We start from the raw sequence: 15,663 nt of genomic DNA, 5'->3' as shown, positions 1-15,663 counted from the left end.
TACGGGTAGTTCCCCAGCGCTACGCCGCCAACCCAAGCGCAGCCATCCGCTTGGTGTGCGCCTCAGTAATCCGAGAGAACATCCGCCCGACCTCCGCGAGATCGAACCCGTCGGCCACCCCGCCCACCAGCATGGTCGACAGCGCATCCCGATCCGCGACCACCCGCTGGGACTGCGACAACGCCTCCCCCATCAACCGCCGAGCCCACAGCGCAAGACGCCCACCCACGCGCGGATCGGCATCGATGGCAGCCCGCACCTTCTCCACGGCGAACCCCGCATGCCCCGTGTCGTCCAGCACCGCCAGCACCAGCTCGCGCGTGTCCGAGTCGAGCCGAGCCGCGACCTCCCGATAGAAGTCAGAGGCGATCGAGTCACCGACGTACGCCTTGACGAGCCCCTCCAGCCAGTCCGACGGCGCCGTCTGCTTGTGGAACCCGTCCAGCGCGGCGACGAACGGCTCCATCGCCCGCGTCGGCTCCTCGCCGATCGAGGTCAGCCGGTCGCGCAACTGCTCGAAGTGGTGGAACTCGGCCGACGCCATCTTCGCCAGCTCCGCCTTGTCCGCGAGCGTCGGCGCCAGCTTGGCGTCCTCCGCGAGCCGTTCGAACGCCGCCAGCTCCCCGTAGGCGAGCGCGCCGAGCAGATCGACGACCGCGGCGCGGTACTGCGGGTCGGCGGAGGCCGTGGCCCAGTCCTGGGCGGCGACACCGGTGTGTTCGACGGGGGCTTCCGAGCTGTCCTTGGCGGGGTCAGGCTTGTCAGAGGTGGTCATGAAGCGCACAATAGCCCGCTCGTCGCGCGGGGGAAGTCCCTGGTCAATCAGTGTGACGACGACTACGTGACCAATTCGGCCATCGCATGTGCGCGATTCCGGGGTATGGTGGTAATGCGCCTGCTGAGTACGTCGACGTAATTCGACGCTGTCTCGACGGGCCGCACGTATGAGGATGCCCGGTCGGTGGCCCGATCGGCTCCGACCCGACAGCCCCTCGTCCGTACGGCACAGTGCGTACGGATTCCCGGGGGGACACCCTCAGTGGTACGAGCGCTAGAGCGTCGGCAGTGGTCCCGTGCCTTACGGCCCGACCGTATGGCAGCCGACGTCCCCCGGCACGGTCCGTCAACGACCCCCGCGCTCGCCTCGCACCGCGTACACAGAAGAGGCAGCACCCTGACTACGACTTTCCGCGATCTCGGGATTCTCACCGAGACGGCCGAGGCCCTCGAAGCCGTCGGCATCATCAACCCCTTCCCCATCCAGGAGATGACGCTCCCCGTTGCCCTCTCGGGCACCGACGTCATCGGCCAGGCCAAGACCGGCACCGGCAAGACGCTGGGCTTCGGCCTTCCGCTTCTCGAGCGCGTCACCGTCCCCGCCGACGTCGAGGCCGGGCGCGCCAAGCCCGAGGACCTCACCGACGCCCCCCAGGCGCTCGTCGTCGTCCCCACCCGCGAGCTGTGCACGCAGGTCACCAACGACCTGCTGACCGCCGGCAAGGTGCGTAACGTCCGCGTTCTCGCGATCTACGGCGGCCGCGCCTACGAGCCTCAGGTCGAGGCCCTGAAGAAGGGCGTCGACGTCATCGTCGGCACCCCGGGCCGGCTGCTGGACCTCGCGGGCCAGAAGAAGCTGAACCTCAAGCACATCAAGGCGCTCGTCCTCGACGAGGCCGACGAGATGCTCGACCTGGGCTTCCTGCCCGACGTCGAGAAGATCATCAACATGCTGCCGGCCCGTCGTCAGACGATGCTGTTCTCGGCGACCATGCCGGGCGCGGTCATCGGTCTCGCGCGCCGCTACATGTCGCAGCCCACGCACATCCGCGCCACGGCGCCGGACGACGAGGGCCAGACGGTCCGCAACACCGCGCAGTTCGTCTACCGCGCGCACAACATGGACAAGCCGGAGATGGTCGCGCGCATACTGCAGGCCGACGGCCGCGGTCTCGTGATGGTCTTCTGCCGTACGAAGCGGACGGCGGCGGACCTCGCCGACCAGCTGCAGCAGCGCGGTTTCGCCTCCGGCGCGGTCCACGGCGACCTCGGCCAGGGCGCGCGCGAGCAGGCGCTGCGCGCCTTCCGCAACGGCAAGGTCGACGTCCTCGTCTGCACCGATGTCGCCGCGCGCGGTATCGACGTCGAGGGCGTCACGCACGTCATCAACTACCAGTCCCCCGAGGACGAGAAGACGTACCTGCACCGCATCGGCCGTACGGGCCGCGCGGGCGCCAAGGGCATCGCGATCACCCTCGTCGACTGGGACGACATCCCGCGCTGGCAGCTCATCAACAAGGCGCTGGACCTCGGTTTCAACGACCCGCCGGAGACGTACTCCACGTCCCCGCACCTCTTCGAGGAACTGAGCATCCCCGCGGGCACCAAGGGTGTCCTGCCGCGCTCGGAGCGTACGCGCGCGGGTCTTGCGGCGGAGGAAGTCGAGGACCTCGGCGAGACCGGCGGTCGTGGTGCGCGTGGGCGTGGTGGCCGGGGCGGTCGTGGTGACGGCCGGGACGAGTCCCGTTCCGCCGACCGCGAGCGTTCGGCACGTACGCCGCGCCGTCGCCGCCGTACCCGCGGCGGGGCAGCGCTGGACCCGACCGCGGCTCCGGCACCGACCGGCACGGATGCGCCCGAGGCGATCCCGGCGGCCGATGAGGCCACCGCGACCCGCACGCCGCGCCGCCGTCGCCGCACCCGTAACGGTGCACCGGAGTCGGCGCCGACCACGTCCACCGCGACGAACTCGGCAGAAGCCGCACTCGACACGGCCGAGGCGACCACGGAGCCCCAGGCCAATCGCCGCCGCCGCACGCGCAAGACGGCGGAACCGACGTCGATCTCGCCGGAGCAGACGGCCGTAGAAACCCCGGCACCGCTCACGGAGCCGACGGCTTCCGAGCCCAAGGCGACCACGCCGCGCCGCCGCACCCGCAAGTCCGCGGAGGCGACGGCGACTTCGGCGGAGCAGACGGTCGTGGAGATCCCGGCACCGCTCACGGAGCCCACCGCTTCCGAGCCCGAGGCCACGACGCCGCGGCGCCGCACCCGCAAGACGGCCGAGCCGGCCGCCGAGGCCGCGGTCGACACGGCGGAGACGGCAGAGGCGAAGCCGCGCCGGACCCGCAAGGCGACCGCTGCAGCGGAGACGGCGGTCGACACCGCCGAAGCCACCGAGGCGAAGCCGAAGGTACGCCGCACCCGCAAGGCCGCCGAGACGGCGCCCGAGCCGGAGGCGACGACCGAGGCCAAGCCGCGCCGCACCCGCAAGGCAACGGCAGCCGCCGAGGCCGCGGTTGACACGGCCGAGGCCACCGAGGCGAAGCCCGCGGCCCGGCGCACCCGCAAGGCGACAGTTGCGGCGGAGACGGCGGTCGACACCGCCGAAGCCACCGAGGCGAAGCCGAAGGTACGCCGCACCCGTAAGGCCACCGAGCCTGCCGATATCCCGGCCCAGGCCGCCGAGGAGCCGACGACCCCGCGCCGCCGCACCCGCAAGGCAGCGGCAGAGACGGCGGTCGACACCACGGAGGCCACCGAGGCGAAGCCGAAGGTACGCCGCACCCGTAAGGCCGCCGAGACGGCGCCCGAGCAGGGGGCGACCGCCGAGGCCAAGCCGCGCCGCACCCGCAAGGCAACGGCAGCAGCCGAGGCCGCGGTTGACACCGCCGAGGCCACCGAAGCCAAGCCGAAGGTACGCCGCACGCGGAAGGCCACCGAGCCTGCCGAGATCCCGGCCCAGGCCGCCGAGGAGCCGACGACCCCGCGCCGCCGGACCCGCAAGGCAACGGCAGCGGCGGAGACGGCGGTCGACACCGCAGAGGCCACCGAGGCCAAGCCCAAGGCCCGCCGCACCCGCAAGGCCACGGTCGCCGCAGAGCCCACGGAGAGCTGATCTCCCACCCGAACGGCCCGGTCCCACCTCGAGTGGGACCGGGCCGTTCGCATTCCCGAGCCCACCCGCCAGGGAACCCCCGGCCCCGAGCCACCCCACCCTCCGCTCCCCCGGCCCGGACCCGCCCCCACAGCCACCATCCCCGCCTCATCCCCCCGCCCCACCCACGAAAGAACCACGCCCCCAAACCCCGCTACCCTCACCCCCGTGACGACCCCCGCCCCCCTGCCCCCACCCCCCGGCGCCCGCGCCTACCCCCTCCGCACCGCGCGCGGAGACTTCGCCGTGGTCGATTTGCAGGTACCCCCAGGGGTGGACCAGCGTGGTGTCGCCCTGCTTCTCCCAGGTTTCACGGGCAGCAAGGAGGACTTCAGCCTCCTGCACGCACCGCTAGCCGCACGCGGATACCGCAGCGTCGCCATCGATGGGCGGGGACAGTACGAGTCGGACGGGCCCGCGGACGACGAATCCGCTTACGCGCAGGGCGAGTTGGCAAGGGACGTCCTCGCACAGGCGGAAGCCGCCGGCGCCCCCGTACACCTGGTCGGGCACTCCCTCGGCGGCCAGATCGCCCGTGCCGCCGTCATCCTCGACCACTCACCTTTCCGGTCGCTGACGCTCGTCGCGTCCGGACCTGCCCAGATCTCCACCTCCCAGCAGCAGCGCGTCAAACTGCTCCGCGACGCGCTCGCCGTGATGACGATGCCGGAGGTGTGGGACGCGATCCTGGCCATGGGACCGCCGGAGGAGGTCGGCGGACCGGCCCGCGGGATCGGGGGCCTCGATCATCTGCGCCGCCGCTGGCTCGGCAACAAGCCCGCCCAACTCGCCGCGACAGGCGGCCAGTTGTGCACCGAGCCGGACCGGGTCGCCGAACTCGCCGCCGTACCGCTGCCGTTCCATGTCCTGTCCGGCGAGAAGGACGACACCTGGCCAGTGCCGCTGCTGGACGACATGGCGGTACGCCTGCACGCCCACCGCACGATCGTCCCCGGCGCCGAACACTCCCCCAACGCCGAGCAGCCCCTCCCCACGGCCGACGCCCTCGCCGACTTCTGGGACAGCCTTACCGAAGCGGACGGCTAGTACTGCCCCTGCAAATGCCCCCAAAACCCATCCCGCAACGCCCGCCGCAGATCCGCCTGCCCGCGCAGCGAATACTGCAGCAGCCCCTCCGCCTCCACGAGCAGATCCTGGTCGACGGAGCCGGGTAGGTACGGGTGCCCGGGCAGCAGCTCCACCAGTGACTCCCTGCCCCGCGCCGCCAACCACTTCGCCGCGATCTGCGCGCCCACGAAACGGACGTCCTCGCGGGTGGGACGGGCCGCCGTCCCCTCGTAGGCGGCGGTGCGCCGTGAGACGTACGGCTTGAAGAAGTCGAGGTCGAAGGTGCGCTGGCTGTCGACCTCCCAGAGGAGGGGCTCCGCCTGGTTGCGGCCCTCCGGCGCCTCGATGCCCCATAGATGGACCCGGGCGCCGTACCCCTGCGCCGCCTCCACCGCGGAGACCAGGTCTTCGTCGCCGCCGAGCAGTGCCGCGTCGCTGATGGCGCGATGTCGGGCGAGTGACTCCAGGTCGGTGCGGATCAGGGAGTCGACGCCCTTCTGCTGGTTGTTGGCGTTGAGGTTGCCGAGCCGTACCTTCACATCCGGCAGCTCGGCGATCGACTGCTGCTCGGCGGTGTGGATACGGCGCCGGGCGCCGTCGTACCAGTAGACGCGCAGCAGTCTGCTGTCCGCGAAGATCGTCCGGGCGCGGTCGATGAGCGCCTCGATCAGTCCCTCGGCGTCGAGGTCGAAGGCGCGTCGGTCCTCCGTCCCGGCGACCAGCCGGCCCGCGGCCGCGTACAGATACCCCGCGTCGACGAAGATCGCATGGGTCGAGGGCGTCTTCGCCACCTCGGCGAGCATGCGCTGGAGCAACTCGTTGGTGCGGTCGATACGGGCGCCGAGCGCCGCGAGGTCGTCGTTCATCGCCTCCATTGTCCCGGCGGTCACGCAGCGAACACAACCGGTCCCGGTCGGTCCACGTCAGACCTCTTACCGGTCAGTAGTTAGACGTTCGAAAAATTTCTTTAGCGTAGGGAATGTTTGTAACACGCAAGCCGTTGAATACGTATGGCAGCCGGGACACCGATGACCCGCGCGTGCCACTCACCAAGTAGTTCTCCTCAGGAGGATGACCAGACGAAGGGAGAAGCCATGCGCTTCGAAATCATGCGACTCGACGAGGTCGACGGCACCACCGTGGACACCACCGTCGTGGACGCCGCCTCCGTCAACCGGATCGTTCAGCAGGCCGCCGCCATCGGGCAGCGCCTTTGGATCCGCCCGGCCGACACCACGGCCTCGTAACACCGACGCGGGATCCTCATACGACTTCAGGGCCCCCTCCGGCAGCTGTGCCGGAGGGGGCCCTGTTCGTGTCCGCGTCGTCGCTCAGGACGACTGGATGCCTCAGGACGACTGGATGACCTGGGTGACACCGTTGATGATCTGCTGCACGGCGATGGCGGAGAGCATCATGCCCGCGAGCCGGGTCACCAGCACGACACCGCCGTCCTTGATGACCCGGATGATCAGCAGCGAGTACCGCATCACCAGCCACAGCACGACATGGATGGCGAGGATCGCCGTCCACACCGAGACCTGCGTGGCCACACTGTCGGCCTTCTGCACGGCCAGGATGACGGACACGATCGCACCGGGGCCCGCCAGCAGCGGCATGCCCAGCGGTACGAGGGCGACATTGACGTCCTTGGTCTGCTTCGGCTCGTCCGTCTTGCCGGTGAGCAGGTCCAGCGCGATGAGCAGGAGCAGCAGCCCGCCCGCGATCATCAGCGCGGGCACGGACACATGCAGATAGTTCAGGATCTGATGCCCGAGCAGCCCGAACACGGTGATCACACCGCCGGCCACACAGACGGCCTGGAAGGCCATCCGCCTCTGCACCTTGGCCGGGCGGCCGGAGGTCAGCGCCAGGAAGATCGGGGTGATCCCAGGGGGATCCATGATGACAAAAAGGGTCAGAAAAAGAGAGCCGAAGACGGCAACGTCGAACATCAGTGAAGAGGCCTTGCGAAGAAGCGAATGGGGGTGAGCGTGAGGGCGATGCCTCAGGCTCCGCCGGTCCCGGGGACCGGGAACGCCCCGGTCGCGCGCCGCGTGATCTCGCCGTAGACCTCGGGGTCGGTCGTGTACTCGCCGAGCACACAGGTCTTGCGGCTGCCGTGGTAGTCGCTGGAGCCGGTCATCAGGAGGCCGAGCTCCTTGCCGAGGCCGCGCAGCCGTGCCCGGGTGTCCGGGTCGTGGTCCATGTGGTCGACCTCGATGCCGTCGAGTCCGGCCGCGGCGAGCTCCGCGATGGCCGACTCGGGCACGGTACGGCCCCGCTTGGCGGCCGCGGGATGGGCGAACACGGCGACTCCGCCCGCGCCCTTGATCAGCCGGATCGCCTCGAAGGGATCCGTCTCGTGCTTCTCCACGAAGGCCCGCCCGCCGTCGGCCAGCCAGTCCTGCGTGAAGGCGTCACCCACGCTCGGCACGACCCCGAGCTCGACCAGCGCGGACGCGACATGCGGCCGCCCGACGGACCCGTCCCCGGCGATCCGCAGCACCTGCTCCCAGGTCACCGGCACACCCAGCCCGTTCAGCCTGGCAACCATCCCCTGGGCCCTCGGCACCCGGTCGTCCCGCACCAGCTCCCGCTCGGCGAGCAGCGCCGGCTCCTCGGGATCGAAGAGGTAGGCCAACATGTGCATGCTGATCCCGTCGATACGACAGGACAGCTCGGCACCGGTGACGAGCGTGAGCCCCTCGGGCAACGCGGCAATGGCCTCGCCGTACCCACGGGTGGTGTCGTGATCGGTGAGCGCCACAACGTCAAGCCCGGCAGCGGCGGCATTACGCACCAGCTCAGCGGGGCTGTCCGTACCGTCGGAAGCGGTGGAGTGGGTGTGCAGATCGATACGCACGCGCGAGCTCCAACGGGACGGGACGGTATGGGGACACGCCAAGGATAGCGGCAAAACGAGCCGCTCATGTCACACCCGCTACCCAGGTTCACTTCTTACGAACGGCCTGACGAGCGGCCTCTGCAACTCCCCCCCCACCCCACTAGGCGCTACGGCTCAAGCAAGCGCGGCGACAAGGCTCCGCAAGGCACCAGGTCGACCTCCGCCCCCGCATCCCGCAAATCCGTCAGCACCAGCTCGTCGTACATCAGCAACCCCGTCTGCTCGGGCCACACCACGGCCCACAGCCACAGCCCCAGGGCCTCGCCCGCGAACACGGCCCGGTCGTCCGGCGTCTTGGTGACATGCCACAGCGGAGTCGGCCGCCCCGCCGCCAACACCTTCGCCTGCGCCGGCTTCTCGACGTGCATGTACGGCCCCGGATCCGGCCCGTCGATCCCCGCGTACCGCGCCCCGAGCCCGACTCCCAGCTCCTCGGCGACCAGGATCAGCTCGCCCATGCCGCCCAGCGGCCCCGGACCGGTGCAGGCAACGGCTGTCGCACGTCCGCCACTGCGGTCGTCCCCCGCGCAGGCCACGCCCGTGAACAGCCAGCCGACCGGCAGCGGCCATGGCATCCACACCGGCACCTGGGTGCGATGCACGACGACGCTGAGTGCCTCGACGCTGGGCGGGATCACGGGCTGCAGCGGATGCACGGTGCCGTGCACATCGCACTGCCAGGAATCGGCGAAGAGTCCGGGAGCCCTGACCCGGCCACCACACTTCGGGCAACTGGGTTCGCCCCTCATAGGGCTCCACGGTCCTACCCCTTCTCCGCCACGTCAAGGACGATCACCCGTCCGGACGGAACCGCTTCACCGGTCGAAGTTAGATGTAGCTTGCATTAATTAGCAGAGCTAACTTAGTATATGTAAATACCAACTACCTCGGCCACGGGATTGGAGTCACCATGGACCCCTTCGACGCGGGAGCCGGCGGTCTCCTCCGACAGCCCAAGGCCGTATGGGCGACGGCCGGCGCATCCGTCGTCGCCTTCATGGGCATCGGCCTCGTCGACCCGATCCTGCCGTCGATCGCCCAGGGTCTGGACGCCTCGGCGAGCCAGGTCTCCCTGCTCTTCACCTCGTACTTCCTGATCACGGCCGTGGCGATGCTGGTCACCGGCTACGTCTCCAGCCGGATCGGCGGCCGCAGGACCCTGCTGCTCGGCCTCGCCCTCGTGGTGGTCTTCGCAGGGCTCGCCGGCACCTCGGGCTCGGTCGCCGAACTGGTCGGCTTCCGCGCGGGCTGGGGCCTCGGCAACGCCCTCTTCGTCTCCACCGCGCTCGCGGTCATCGTCGGCGCGGCGGCGGGAGGCAGCGCAGCGGCGATCCTGCTCTACGAATCCGCCCTCGGCCTCGGCATGGCCTGCGGCCCGCTCCTGGGCGCCCTGCTCGGCGACGCGAGCTGGCGCTACCCCTTCTTCGGTACGGCCTTCCTGATGGCCGTCGGCTTCCTCTGCATCACGGCGTTCCTGAAGGAGCAGCCGAAGCCGGCGCGGAAGATCTCGCTGCTGGACCCGATCAAGGCGCTCGGCCACGGCGGTCTGGCCTCGGCCGCCGTCTCGTCGTTCTTCTACAACTACACGTTCTTCACCGTGCTGGCCTTCACCCCGTTCGTGCTGGACATGACCCCCTACAAGTCGGGTGCCGTGTTCTTCGCCTGGGGTGTGCTGCTCGCCGTCTTCTCGGTCCTCGTGGCGCCGCGGCTGCAGAAGCGGTTCGGTTCGCTGAAGGTGCTCGGCGGCTCACTCGTGCTGCTCGCGGCCGACGTACTGGTCCTCGGTTACGGCGACCACACCACCGCCGTCGTGTGCACGATCCTGTCCGGCGCCTTCATCGGCGTGAACAACACCGTCTACACGGAGCTGGCGCTCGGCGTCTCGGACGCCCCGCGTCCCGTGGCGAGCGCGGGCTACAACTTCGTGCGCTGGTTCGCGGCCGCCGCCGCTCCCTACTTCGCGCCGAAGATCGAGGAGTGGACCGACATCCACATCCCGTTCGTGGTGGCGGCGCTCACCGCCGTACTGGGCGCGGTCGTGGTCGTCGTACGACGGAAGGCGCTCACCCACGAGGCGGAGGCGCTGGAGACGAAGCACGCCGCCGAGGACAGCGTCACCGTGTTCGCCAACTGACTTACCCCTGGCGCCGGTTGGTGACCTTGCTCACGTCAGCGAGACGGATGTGCGGGACGGATCCCTGAGGTCCGTCCCGTTCGTCAGCCAGCGCTCCTGGAGGGCGCCGGCGCCGTGCACGCGCTTCCAGGCGGCCTCGTTCGGGGTCATGGGGAGCAGCGGCAGGAAGTGGACCGGGTCCATGGGCTCGTCCAGTTCCAGGTCCTCGACCAGACCGCCCGGCTCGGCGACCAGGACCGAGCTGAACGGGGCGCCGGGCCACAGCGGTTCGCCGACGTCCAGCGAGGCGCCAGGGGCCACGACCACACCCTCGACCTGCGGGGACGCGGCCAGCACGGCGAGGGCGCGGAGCACCTTGTCGGTGTCGGCGAGGCCCGCGCGGACGGAGAGGACCAGCTCGGCACGCGGTCCCTTGACCGGGTCGGCGAGCACCGCGGTGGGGTCGGTCATGGGGTGTGCGGACATGCCGAGGGTGGCGTAGCGGACGATGTCGTCCTCGTGGAAGCGCAGCACCTCGATGCGGTCCGTACCGAGGAAGGTGACCGCGGCGCGGGCGTCCGGTTCGCCCAGCGCGGAGCGCAACCGGGCTTCGACCAGAGGAAGAACATCAGCCATGCCGCGAGCATAGAACTCGTCAGTACCGGGCAAAGCAGCGGCTTGACACTTCAGTCGGCTGATACTCTTGCCCGAGGTTCGGGGCAGCACGCGGAAGCGTCGCAGTCAAGCCCCGACGCCGACGACACTCCCTTACGAGGGACCGGCCGGAGGAGGTGGGGCTGCAATGGATCGAAGTCGACCGTGCAGTAGCACCCGCTCTTCCCGCCGCTGACGTAGCTGCTCTGCTTTCTAGCCGGCTGCCACCTCTCGCCTGCCTTTCACCGCGGAAGAGCCTTCGTTTCGTTTTGCCTGATCTGTCAGTCAGCAGCAGTAGCTGAACCAGCAGCGAAGTTCGCCACCGCGACGGTGCGGTGCTCCCCGCTTTGTGGACGTGCCAAACATCTGAAGTCAGGACGTCCCCATTCCGGGTAGTTCCACCCGTTGTAGCGGCCTTTCGTTGCCTGCTCGCGAAGGAGCCTGCCATGTCGATGATCCGTGACCTGCGTGAAGCGGTCCGCCCGTCCCGTCCCTCGCTCAGCAAGAGCATGCGCATGGACAGCGGTGCCTACGACACCACCCGTGACCCCGCGACGCCCTCCGCCGTCGTCGACTGCGCCGTCTACCGTGACGGCGCGCGCGTCGAGAGCGGAGGGCAGCTGAGCCCGCACGAGGCGATGCGCCGGGTGCGGCGCGACGGAGGGTTCGTGTGGATCGGTCTGCACGAGCCGACCGAGGCCGAATTCGCCGGTATCGCCACCGAGTTCGGGCTGCACCCGCTGGCCGTGGAGGACGCCGTACAGGCCCACCAGCGGCCCAAGCTGGAGCGGTACGACGACTCGCTGTTCACCGTCTTCAAGACGGTCCACTACGTCGAGCACGACGAACTCACCGCCACCAGCGAGGTGGTGGAGACCGGCGAGGTCATGTGCTTCACCGGACGGGACTTCTTCATCACCGTCCGGCACGGCGGGCAGGGCTCGTTGCGGGCGCTTCGGCACCGGCTGCAGGACGACCCGGAGCTGCTCGCCAAGGGGCCCTCGGCCGTGCTGCACGCCATCGCCGACCATGTCGTCGACGGGTACATCGCGGTGGCCGACGCGCTCCAGGACGACATCGACGACGTGGAGACGGACGTCTTCTCGCCGGGCCGCAAGGGCACGCCGCGCGGCACGGACGCCGGCCGGATCTACCAACTCAAGCGCGAGATCCTGGAGTTCAAGCGGGCGGTGTCGCCGCTGCTGCGGCCGATGCAGCTGCTGAGCGAGCGGCCGATGCGGCTGATCGACCCGGACATCCAGAAGTACTTCCGGGACGTCGCCGACCACCTCGCCCGGGTGCAGGAGCAGGTCGTCGGGTTCGACGAGCTCCTGAACTCCATCCTCCAGGCCAACCTCGCGCAGGCGTCCGTGGCGCAGAACGAGGACATGCGGAAGATCACCTCCTGGGCGGCGATCATCGCCGTACCGACGATGGTCTGTGGCGTGTACGGCATGAACTTCGACTACATGCCGGAGACCCACTGGAAGTTCGGCTACCCGCTGGTGCTGGGGGTGACGGTGGGTATCTGTCTGGGCATCCACCGCACGCTCAAGCGCAACGGCTGGCTCTAGGGACCGTCCGGCGGGGCTGACTAGGCTGGGCTCATGACAAGTGAGCTGCTCGATCAGGCCCTCGTCGAGGAGGCCACGAAGAAGTCCGGGCTGATCTGGGTCAAGGGTCCCGGTGTCCCGGCCCGGGCGCTGTGGCATGTGTGGCACGAGGGCGCTGCGTGTGTCGTCGGCGACGGGCCCGGCGAGCAGCCGCTGCCGGGGCTCGCCGACGGGGGCGAGGCCGAGGTGACGGTCCGCAGCAAGGACAAGGGTGGCCGGCTGGTCTCCTGGACGGCGAAGGTCGTGGAGCTGACCTCGGGGTCCGAGCAGTGGGAGGCGACGGTCGCCGAGCTCAAGGGCAAGCGGCTGAACGCCCCGGACGGCGAGGCTATGCCGGAGCGCTGGGGGCGGGAGTGCCGGGTGCTGCGGCTGGTACCGACGGGGACGACCGCGCCGCTGCCGGACGGCGACCTGTCCGCGGTCCCCCTGCCGTCCCCGGCGACCACGCGTCAGCCGATCCCGGCGGGGCTGCCGAAGCTGCTCATGAAGCGGCGTAAGCGCAAGTAGCGCGGCTAGGACGTCGGCAGCTGCTTGCCGTAGTCCACCGTCTCGTCCTTCTTCGGCTCCTCCAGGGTGAAGTTCTCGCCCCAGGAGGAGAAGGTCAGGCTGCCCGCGTCGCCGGCCCGGACCAGGCGGACGGGGTACGGCTTGCCCTCCAGGGAGACGTCCAGGGTGCCGCCGGAACCGCCGTCGCCGGTGATGCGGACCGTGCGGGTGCCGGACTGCTCGTGCCGGCCGTCGGTCTCGACCTTGCCGTGCAGGGTCAGCAGGCCCTCCAGGAGCACATCCATGTCCGTGAAGCCGCTGAACTTCTTGTACGAGGGATCGCCCTGCGGCACCTTGACGTACTTGCCGTTGAGCTTGGCGGCCGCCGCGGCGTCCGCGTCGCCGCCGCTCCAGAAGTCGGAGTCCGCCATCAGGAACAACTGCTCGTCGATCCTGAGCAGCCGGAAGGTCGCCCCTTCGGCGGTGACCGAACCCATGCCGCCGTCGGCTTTCAACCGCATGTCGAGTTTGTAGGTGCGCCCGCTGGTGACCACGTTCCCGGAGAGGCGTACCGCGTCGGCCGACTCTGCGGCGTTGACGGTCTTGCGCTGGATCTGGTCGGGGGGCAGCTTGCCGACCCCGTTCGTCCCCGCGTCGGGGTCCTCACTGCTGCATCCCGTCAGCCCCGTCACGACCAGGGCACACAGCGCGCTCAGTAGCGCGGCCCGGCGGGTGCGGCCCTGGGGATTCGCAGTCACAGGTGGGGCTGCCTTTCTGACGGGGTCCTGATCGGCGTACGGCAGCGTACCGGGGTCGTGGAAGCCAGACGGAGCCAGTCCGTCCGGACCGCTCACCAGGGCGTATCCGAACGGGACGGGCTAGCCTGAAGCCCATCCGAGCGGACATAACAGACAGTTCCGTATTGAGGAGGTGCGGCCATGGCAGGGGGCACCCCCCGGGTTTTTGTCTCGCACCTCGCCGACATCGCCGCCTTCGACCCGACCGGCGACCAGGTCGGCCGGGTGCGCGACCTGGTCGTCATGCTGCGCGTCGGCCGACGTCCCCCACGGCTGCTCGGCCTGGTCGTCGAACTGTCCACCCGGCGCCGCATCTTCCTGCCCATGACCCGGGTGACCAGCATCGAGTCCGGCCAGGTCATCACCACCGGCGTGCTCAACGTCCGCCGCTTCGAACAGCGGCCCACCGAGCGGCTGGTCTTCGGTGAGCTGCTGGACCGCACGGTCACGCTCGTTGAGACCGGAGAACAGGTCACCGTCCTGGATCTGTCGGTGCAGCAGTTGCCGGCCCGGCGGGACTGGGAGATCGACCGGGTGTTCGTGCGCAAGGGCGGCAAGAGCGGGCCGCTCAGGCGGGCCAGAGAAAGAGGGCGCGAAGCGCTTCCTTGGAAGGGTGGTGGTGGGAGACGGGCGGGCGAGTCGCTGACCGTCGAGTGGTCCGCCGTCACCGGATTCACCCTGGAGGAGAAGGGCCAGGGCGCCGAGAGCCTGCTCGCGACCTTTGAGCAGCTGCGCCCCGCCGACCTCGCCAACGTGCTGCACCACCTCTCCCCCAAACGGCGCGCCGAAGTCGCCGCCGCCCTCGACGACGACCGGCTGGCCGACGTACTCGAAGAGCTGCCGGAGGACGACCAGATCGAGATCCTCGGCAAGCTCAAGGAGGAACGGGCCGCCGACGTCCTGGAGGCCATGGACCCCGACGACGCGGCCGACCTGCTCTCCGAGCTGCCGGAGGAGGACAAGGAGCGGCTGCTGAGCCTGATGCAGCCCGACGACGCGGCCGACATGCGGCGGCTGATGGCGTACGAGGAGCACACGGCCGGCGGTCTGATGACGACCGAGCCGATCGTGCTGCGGCCCGACGCCACCGTCGCCGACGCCCTGGCCCGGGTCCGCAACGCCGACCTCTCCCCCGCGCTCGCCGCCCAGGTCTACGTCTGCCGCCCGCCCGACGAGACCCCGACCGGCAAGTACCTCGGCACCGTCCACTTCCAGCGCCTGCTGCGCGATCCGCCGTACACGCTCGTCAGCTCGCTGCTCGACGACGATCTGCAACCGCTGGACCCGGACGCCGCACTGCCCGTCGTCGCCGGGTTCTTCGCCACGTACGACATGGTCGCGGCGCCCGTCGTCGACGAGTCCGGGTCGCTGCTGGGCGCGATCACCGTGGACGATGTCCTGGACCACATGCTGCCCGAGGACTGGCGGGAGACCGAGTTCCACCTCGACGAGGACGAGAACGAGGCCGAGGGGGCGGCGCATGGCTCCTGAGCGGCGCATGGCTCCTGAGCGCGAGGGCGGCCGTGAGCGCACACCCGCCGGGGCGACCGCGACCACCCGGCCGCGCGCCCGTCTGGACCAGCCACGGGCGCCACGCCGCCGGTTCCTGCCCGAATGGGACCCGGATGCCTTCGGGCGGTTCTCCGAGCGCATCGCGCGCTTCATCGGCACCGGGCGGTTCCTCGTCTGGATGACGGTCGTCATCATCATGTGGGTGCTGTGGAACATCTTCGCGCCCAGCGACCTGAAGTTCGACGGGTACCCGTTCATCTTCCTGACCCTGATGCTCTCGCTCCAGGCCTCCTACGCGGCCCCGCTGATCCTGCTCGCGCAGAACCGGCAGGACGACCGCGACCGGGTCAACCTCGAACAGGACCGCAAGCAGAACGAGCGGTCGATCGCGGACACCGAGTACCTCACCCGGGAGATCGCGGCCCTGCGTATCGGCCTCGGCGAGGTCGCCACCCGCGACTGGATCCGCTCCGAGCTCCAGGACGTGCTGAGGGAGCTGGACGGCCATCGCGGGGACGGCCATGTCGTATTCCCGGCAGAACGGTCGCACGGACGTGACGTAGACGACCGGTGACGGG

15 protein-coding genes are annotated in these 15,663 nt (G+C 69.9%); 8 read left to right on the top strand and 7 right to left on the bottom strand.

What is annotated here, in order from left to right; genetic code table 11:
* Positions 1-19: 19 nt before the first annotated feature.
* Positions 20-784, bottom strand: coding sequence for a ferritin-like fold-containing protein (locus OHT76_RS28400; protein ID WP_328873698.1), 765 nt, complete (start codon positions 782-784; stop codon positions 20-22).
* 483 nt (positions 785-1,267) lie between these two features.
* Here OHT76_RS28400 and OHT76_RS28395 point away from each other — a divergent pair, with 483 nt between their 5' ends.
* Both OHT76_RS28395 and OHT76_RS28390 read left to right on the top strand, forming a co-directional pair.
* The gene (locus OHT76_RS28395) at positions 1,268-3,895 is read left to right on the top strand and encodes a DEAD/DEAH box helicase (RefSeq protein ID WP_443049934.1); all 2,628 of its coding nucleotides are present in this window, start codon (positions 1,268-1,270) and stop codon (positions 3,893-3,895) included.
* A gap of 207 nt (positions 3,896-4,102) precedes the next feature.
* On the top strand, positions 4,103-4,981 hold the full coding sequence (locus tag OHT76_RS28390) for an alpha/beta fold hydrolase (RefSeq protein WP_328873696.1): 879 nt from the start codon (positions 4,103-4,105) through the stop codon (positions 4,979-4,981).
* Here the strand turns inward: OHT76_RS28390 and OHT76_RS28385 are convergent.
* The gene (locus OHT76_RS28385; RefSeq protein WP_328873695.1) at positions 4,978-5,868 is read right to left on the bottom strand and encodes an NYN domain-containing protein; all 891 of its coding nucleotides are present in this window, start codon (positions 5,866-5,868) and stop codon (positions 4,978-4,980) included. The two genes, OHT76_RS28390 and OHT76_RS28385, sit on opposite strands and share 4 nt — an antisense overlap.
* 228 nt (positions 5,869-6,096) lie before the next feature.
* Between OHT76_RS28385 and OHT76_RS28380 the strand changes: the two genes are divergently transcribed.
* Positions 6,097-6,249: a hypothetical protein gene (locus OHT76_RS28380; protein WP_018544351.1), complete on the top strand. Its 153-nt coding sequence runs from the start codon at positions 6,097-6,099 to the stop codon at positions 6,247-6,249.
* 102 nt (positions 6,250-6,351) lie between these two features.
* Here the strand turns inward: OHT76_RS28380 and OHT76_RS28375 are convergent, their stop codons facing one another.
* The 3 genes from OHT76_RS28375 to OHT76_RS28365 form a co-directional block, all read right to left on the bottom strand.
* Complete coding sequence (locus tag OHT76_RS28375) at positions 6,352-6,957, bottom strand: MarC family protein (protein WP_328873694.1); 606 nt, start codon at positions 6,955-6,957, stop codon at positions 6,352-6,354.
* A gap of 53 nt (positions 6,958-7,010) precedes the next feature.
* The gene (locus OHT76_RS28370) at positions 7,011-7,868 is read right to left on the bottom strand and encodes a PHP domain-containing protein (protein WP_328873693.1); all 858 of its coding nucleotides are present in this window, start codon (positions 7,866-7,868) and stop codon (positions 7,011-7,013) included.
* Positions 7,869-8,017: 149 nt separating this feature from the next.
* Entirely contained in the window at positions 8,018-8,659 is a 642-nt protein-coding gene (locus OHT76_RS28365) for a DUF6758 family protein (protein ID WP_328873692.1), read from the bottom strand.
* Between the two features lie 161 nt (positions 8,660-8,820).
* Between OHT76_RS28365 and OHT76_RS28360 the strand changes: the two genes are divergently transcribed.
* Complete coding sequence (locus tag OHT76_RS28360; RefSeq protein WP_328873691.1) at positions 8,821-10,044, top strand: MFS transporter; 1,224 nt, start codon at positions 8,821-8,823, stop codon at positions 10,042-10,044.
* A 30-nt stretch (positions 10,045-10,074) separates the two neighbouring features.
* Here the strand turns inward: OHT76_RS28360 and OHT76_RS28355 are convergent, their stop codons facing one another.
* Positions 10,075-10,659 (bottom strand): suppressor of fused domain protein, encoded by a 585-nt coding sequence (locus tag OHT76_RS28355; protein WP_328873690.1) that lies wholly within the window; start codon positions 10,657-10,659, stop codon positions 10,075-10,077.
* 464 nt (positions 10,660-11,123) lie between these two features.
* Between OHT76_RS28355 and OHT76_RS28350 the strand changes: the two genes are divergently transcribed.
* Together OHT76_RS28350 and OHT76_RS28345 are read left to right on the top strand one after the other, a co-directional pair.
* Positions 11,124-12,251 carry a magnesium and cobalt transport protein CorA gene (locus OHT76_RS28350; RefSeq protein ID WP_328873689.1) on the top strand — a complete coding sequence of 376 codons (1,128 nt, stop codon included), beginning with the start codon at positions 11,124-11,126 and terminating at the stop codon, positions 12,249-12,251.
* A gap of 33 nt (positions 12,252-12,284) precedes the next feature.
* On the top strand, positions 12,285-12,797 hold the full coding sequence (locus OHT76_RS28345; RefSeq protein WP_328873688.1) for a hypothetical protein: 513 nt from the start codon (positions 12,285-12,287) through the stop codon (positions 12,795-12,797).
* 5 nt (positions 12,798-12,802) lie between these two features.
* Here OHT76_RS28345 and OHT76_RS28340 read toward each other — a convergent pair whose 3' ends face one another.
* On the bottom strand, positions 12,803-13,534 hold the full coding sequence (locus OHT76_RS28340; RefSeq protein WP_328873687.1) for a hypothetical protein: 732 nt from the start codon (positions 13,532-13,534) through the stop codon (positions 12,803-12,805).
* Between the two features lie 180 nt (positions 13,535-13,714).
* Between OHT76_RS28340 and OHT76_RS28335 the strand changes: the two genes are divergently transcribed.
* Complete coding sequence (locus OHT76_RS28335) at positions 13,715-15,064, top strand: magnesium transporter MgtE N-terminal domain-containing protein (RefSeq protein WP_328873686.1); 1,350 nt, start codon at positions 13,715-13,717, stop codon at positions 15,062-15,064.
* Positions 15,065-15,071: 7 nt separating this feature from the next.
* Positions 15,072-15,659: a DUF1003 domain-containing protein gene (locus OHT76_RS28330; RefSeq protein ID WP_328876640.1), complete on the top strand. Its 588-nt coding sequence runs from the start codon at positions 15,072-15,074 to the stop codon at positions 15,657-15,659.
* Positions 15,660-15,663: the final 4 nt, after the last annotated feature.

Origin of the sequence: Streptomyces sp. NBC_00287, assembly GCF_036173105.1 — a bacterium.
In the GTDB taxonomy this organism is placed as follows: Bacteria; Actinomycetota; Actinomycetes; order Streptomycetales; family Streptomycetaceae; genus Streptomyces.
The sequence above is the reverse complement of the archived record's forward strand: the minus strand, read 5'-3'. Positions and strand labels throughout refer to the sequence as shown.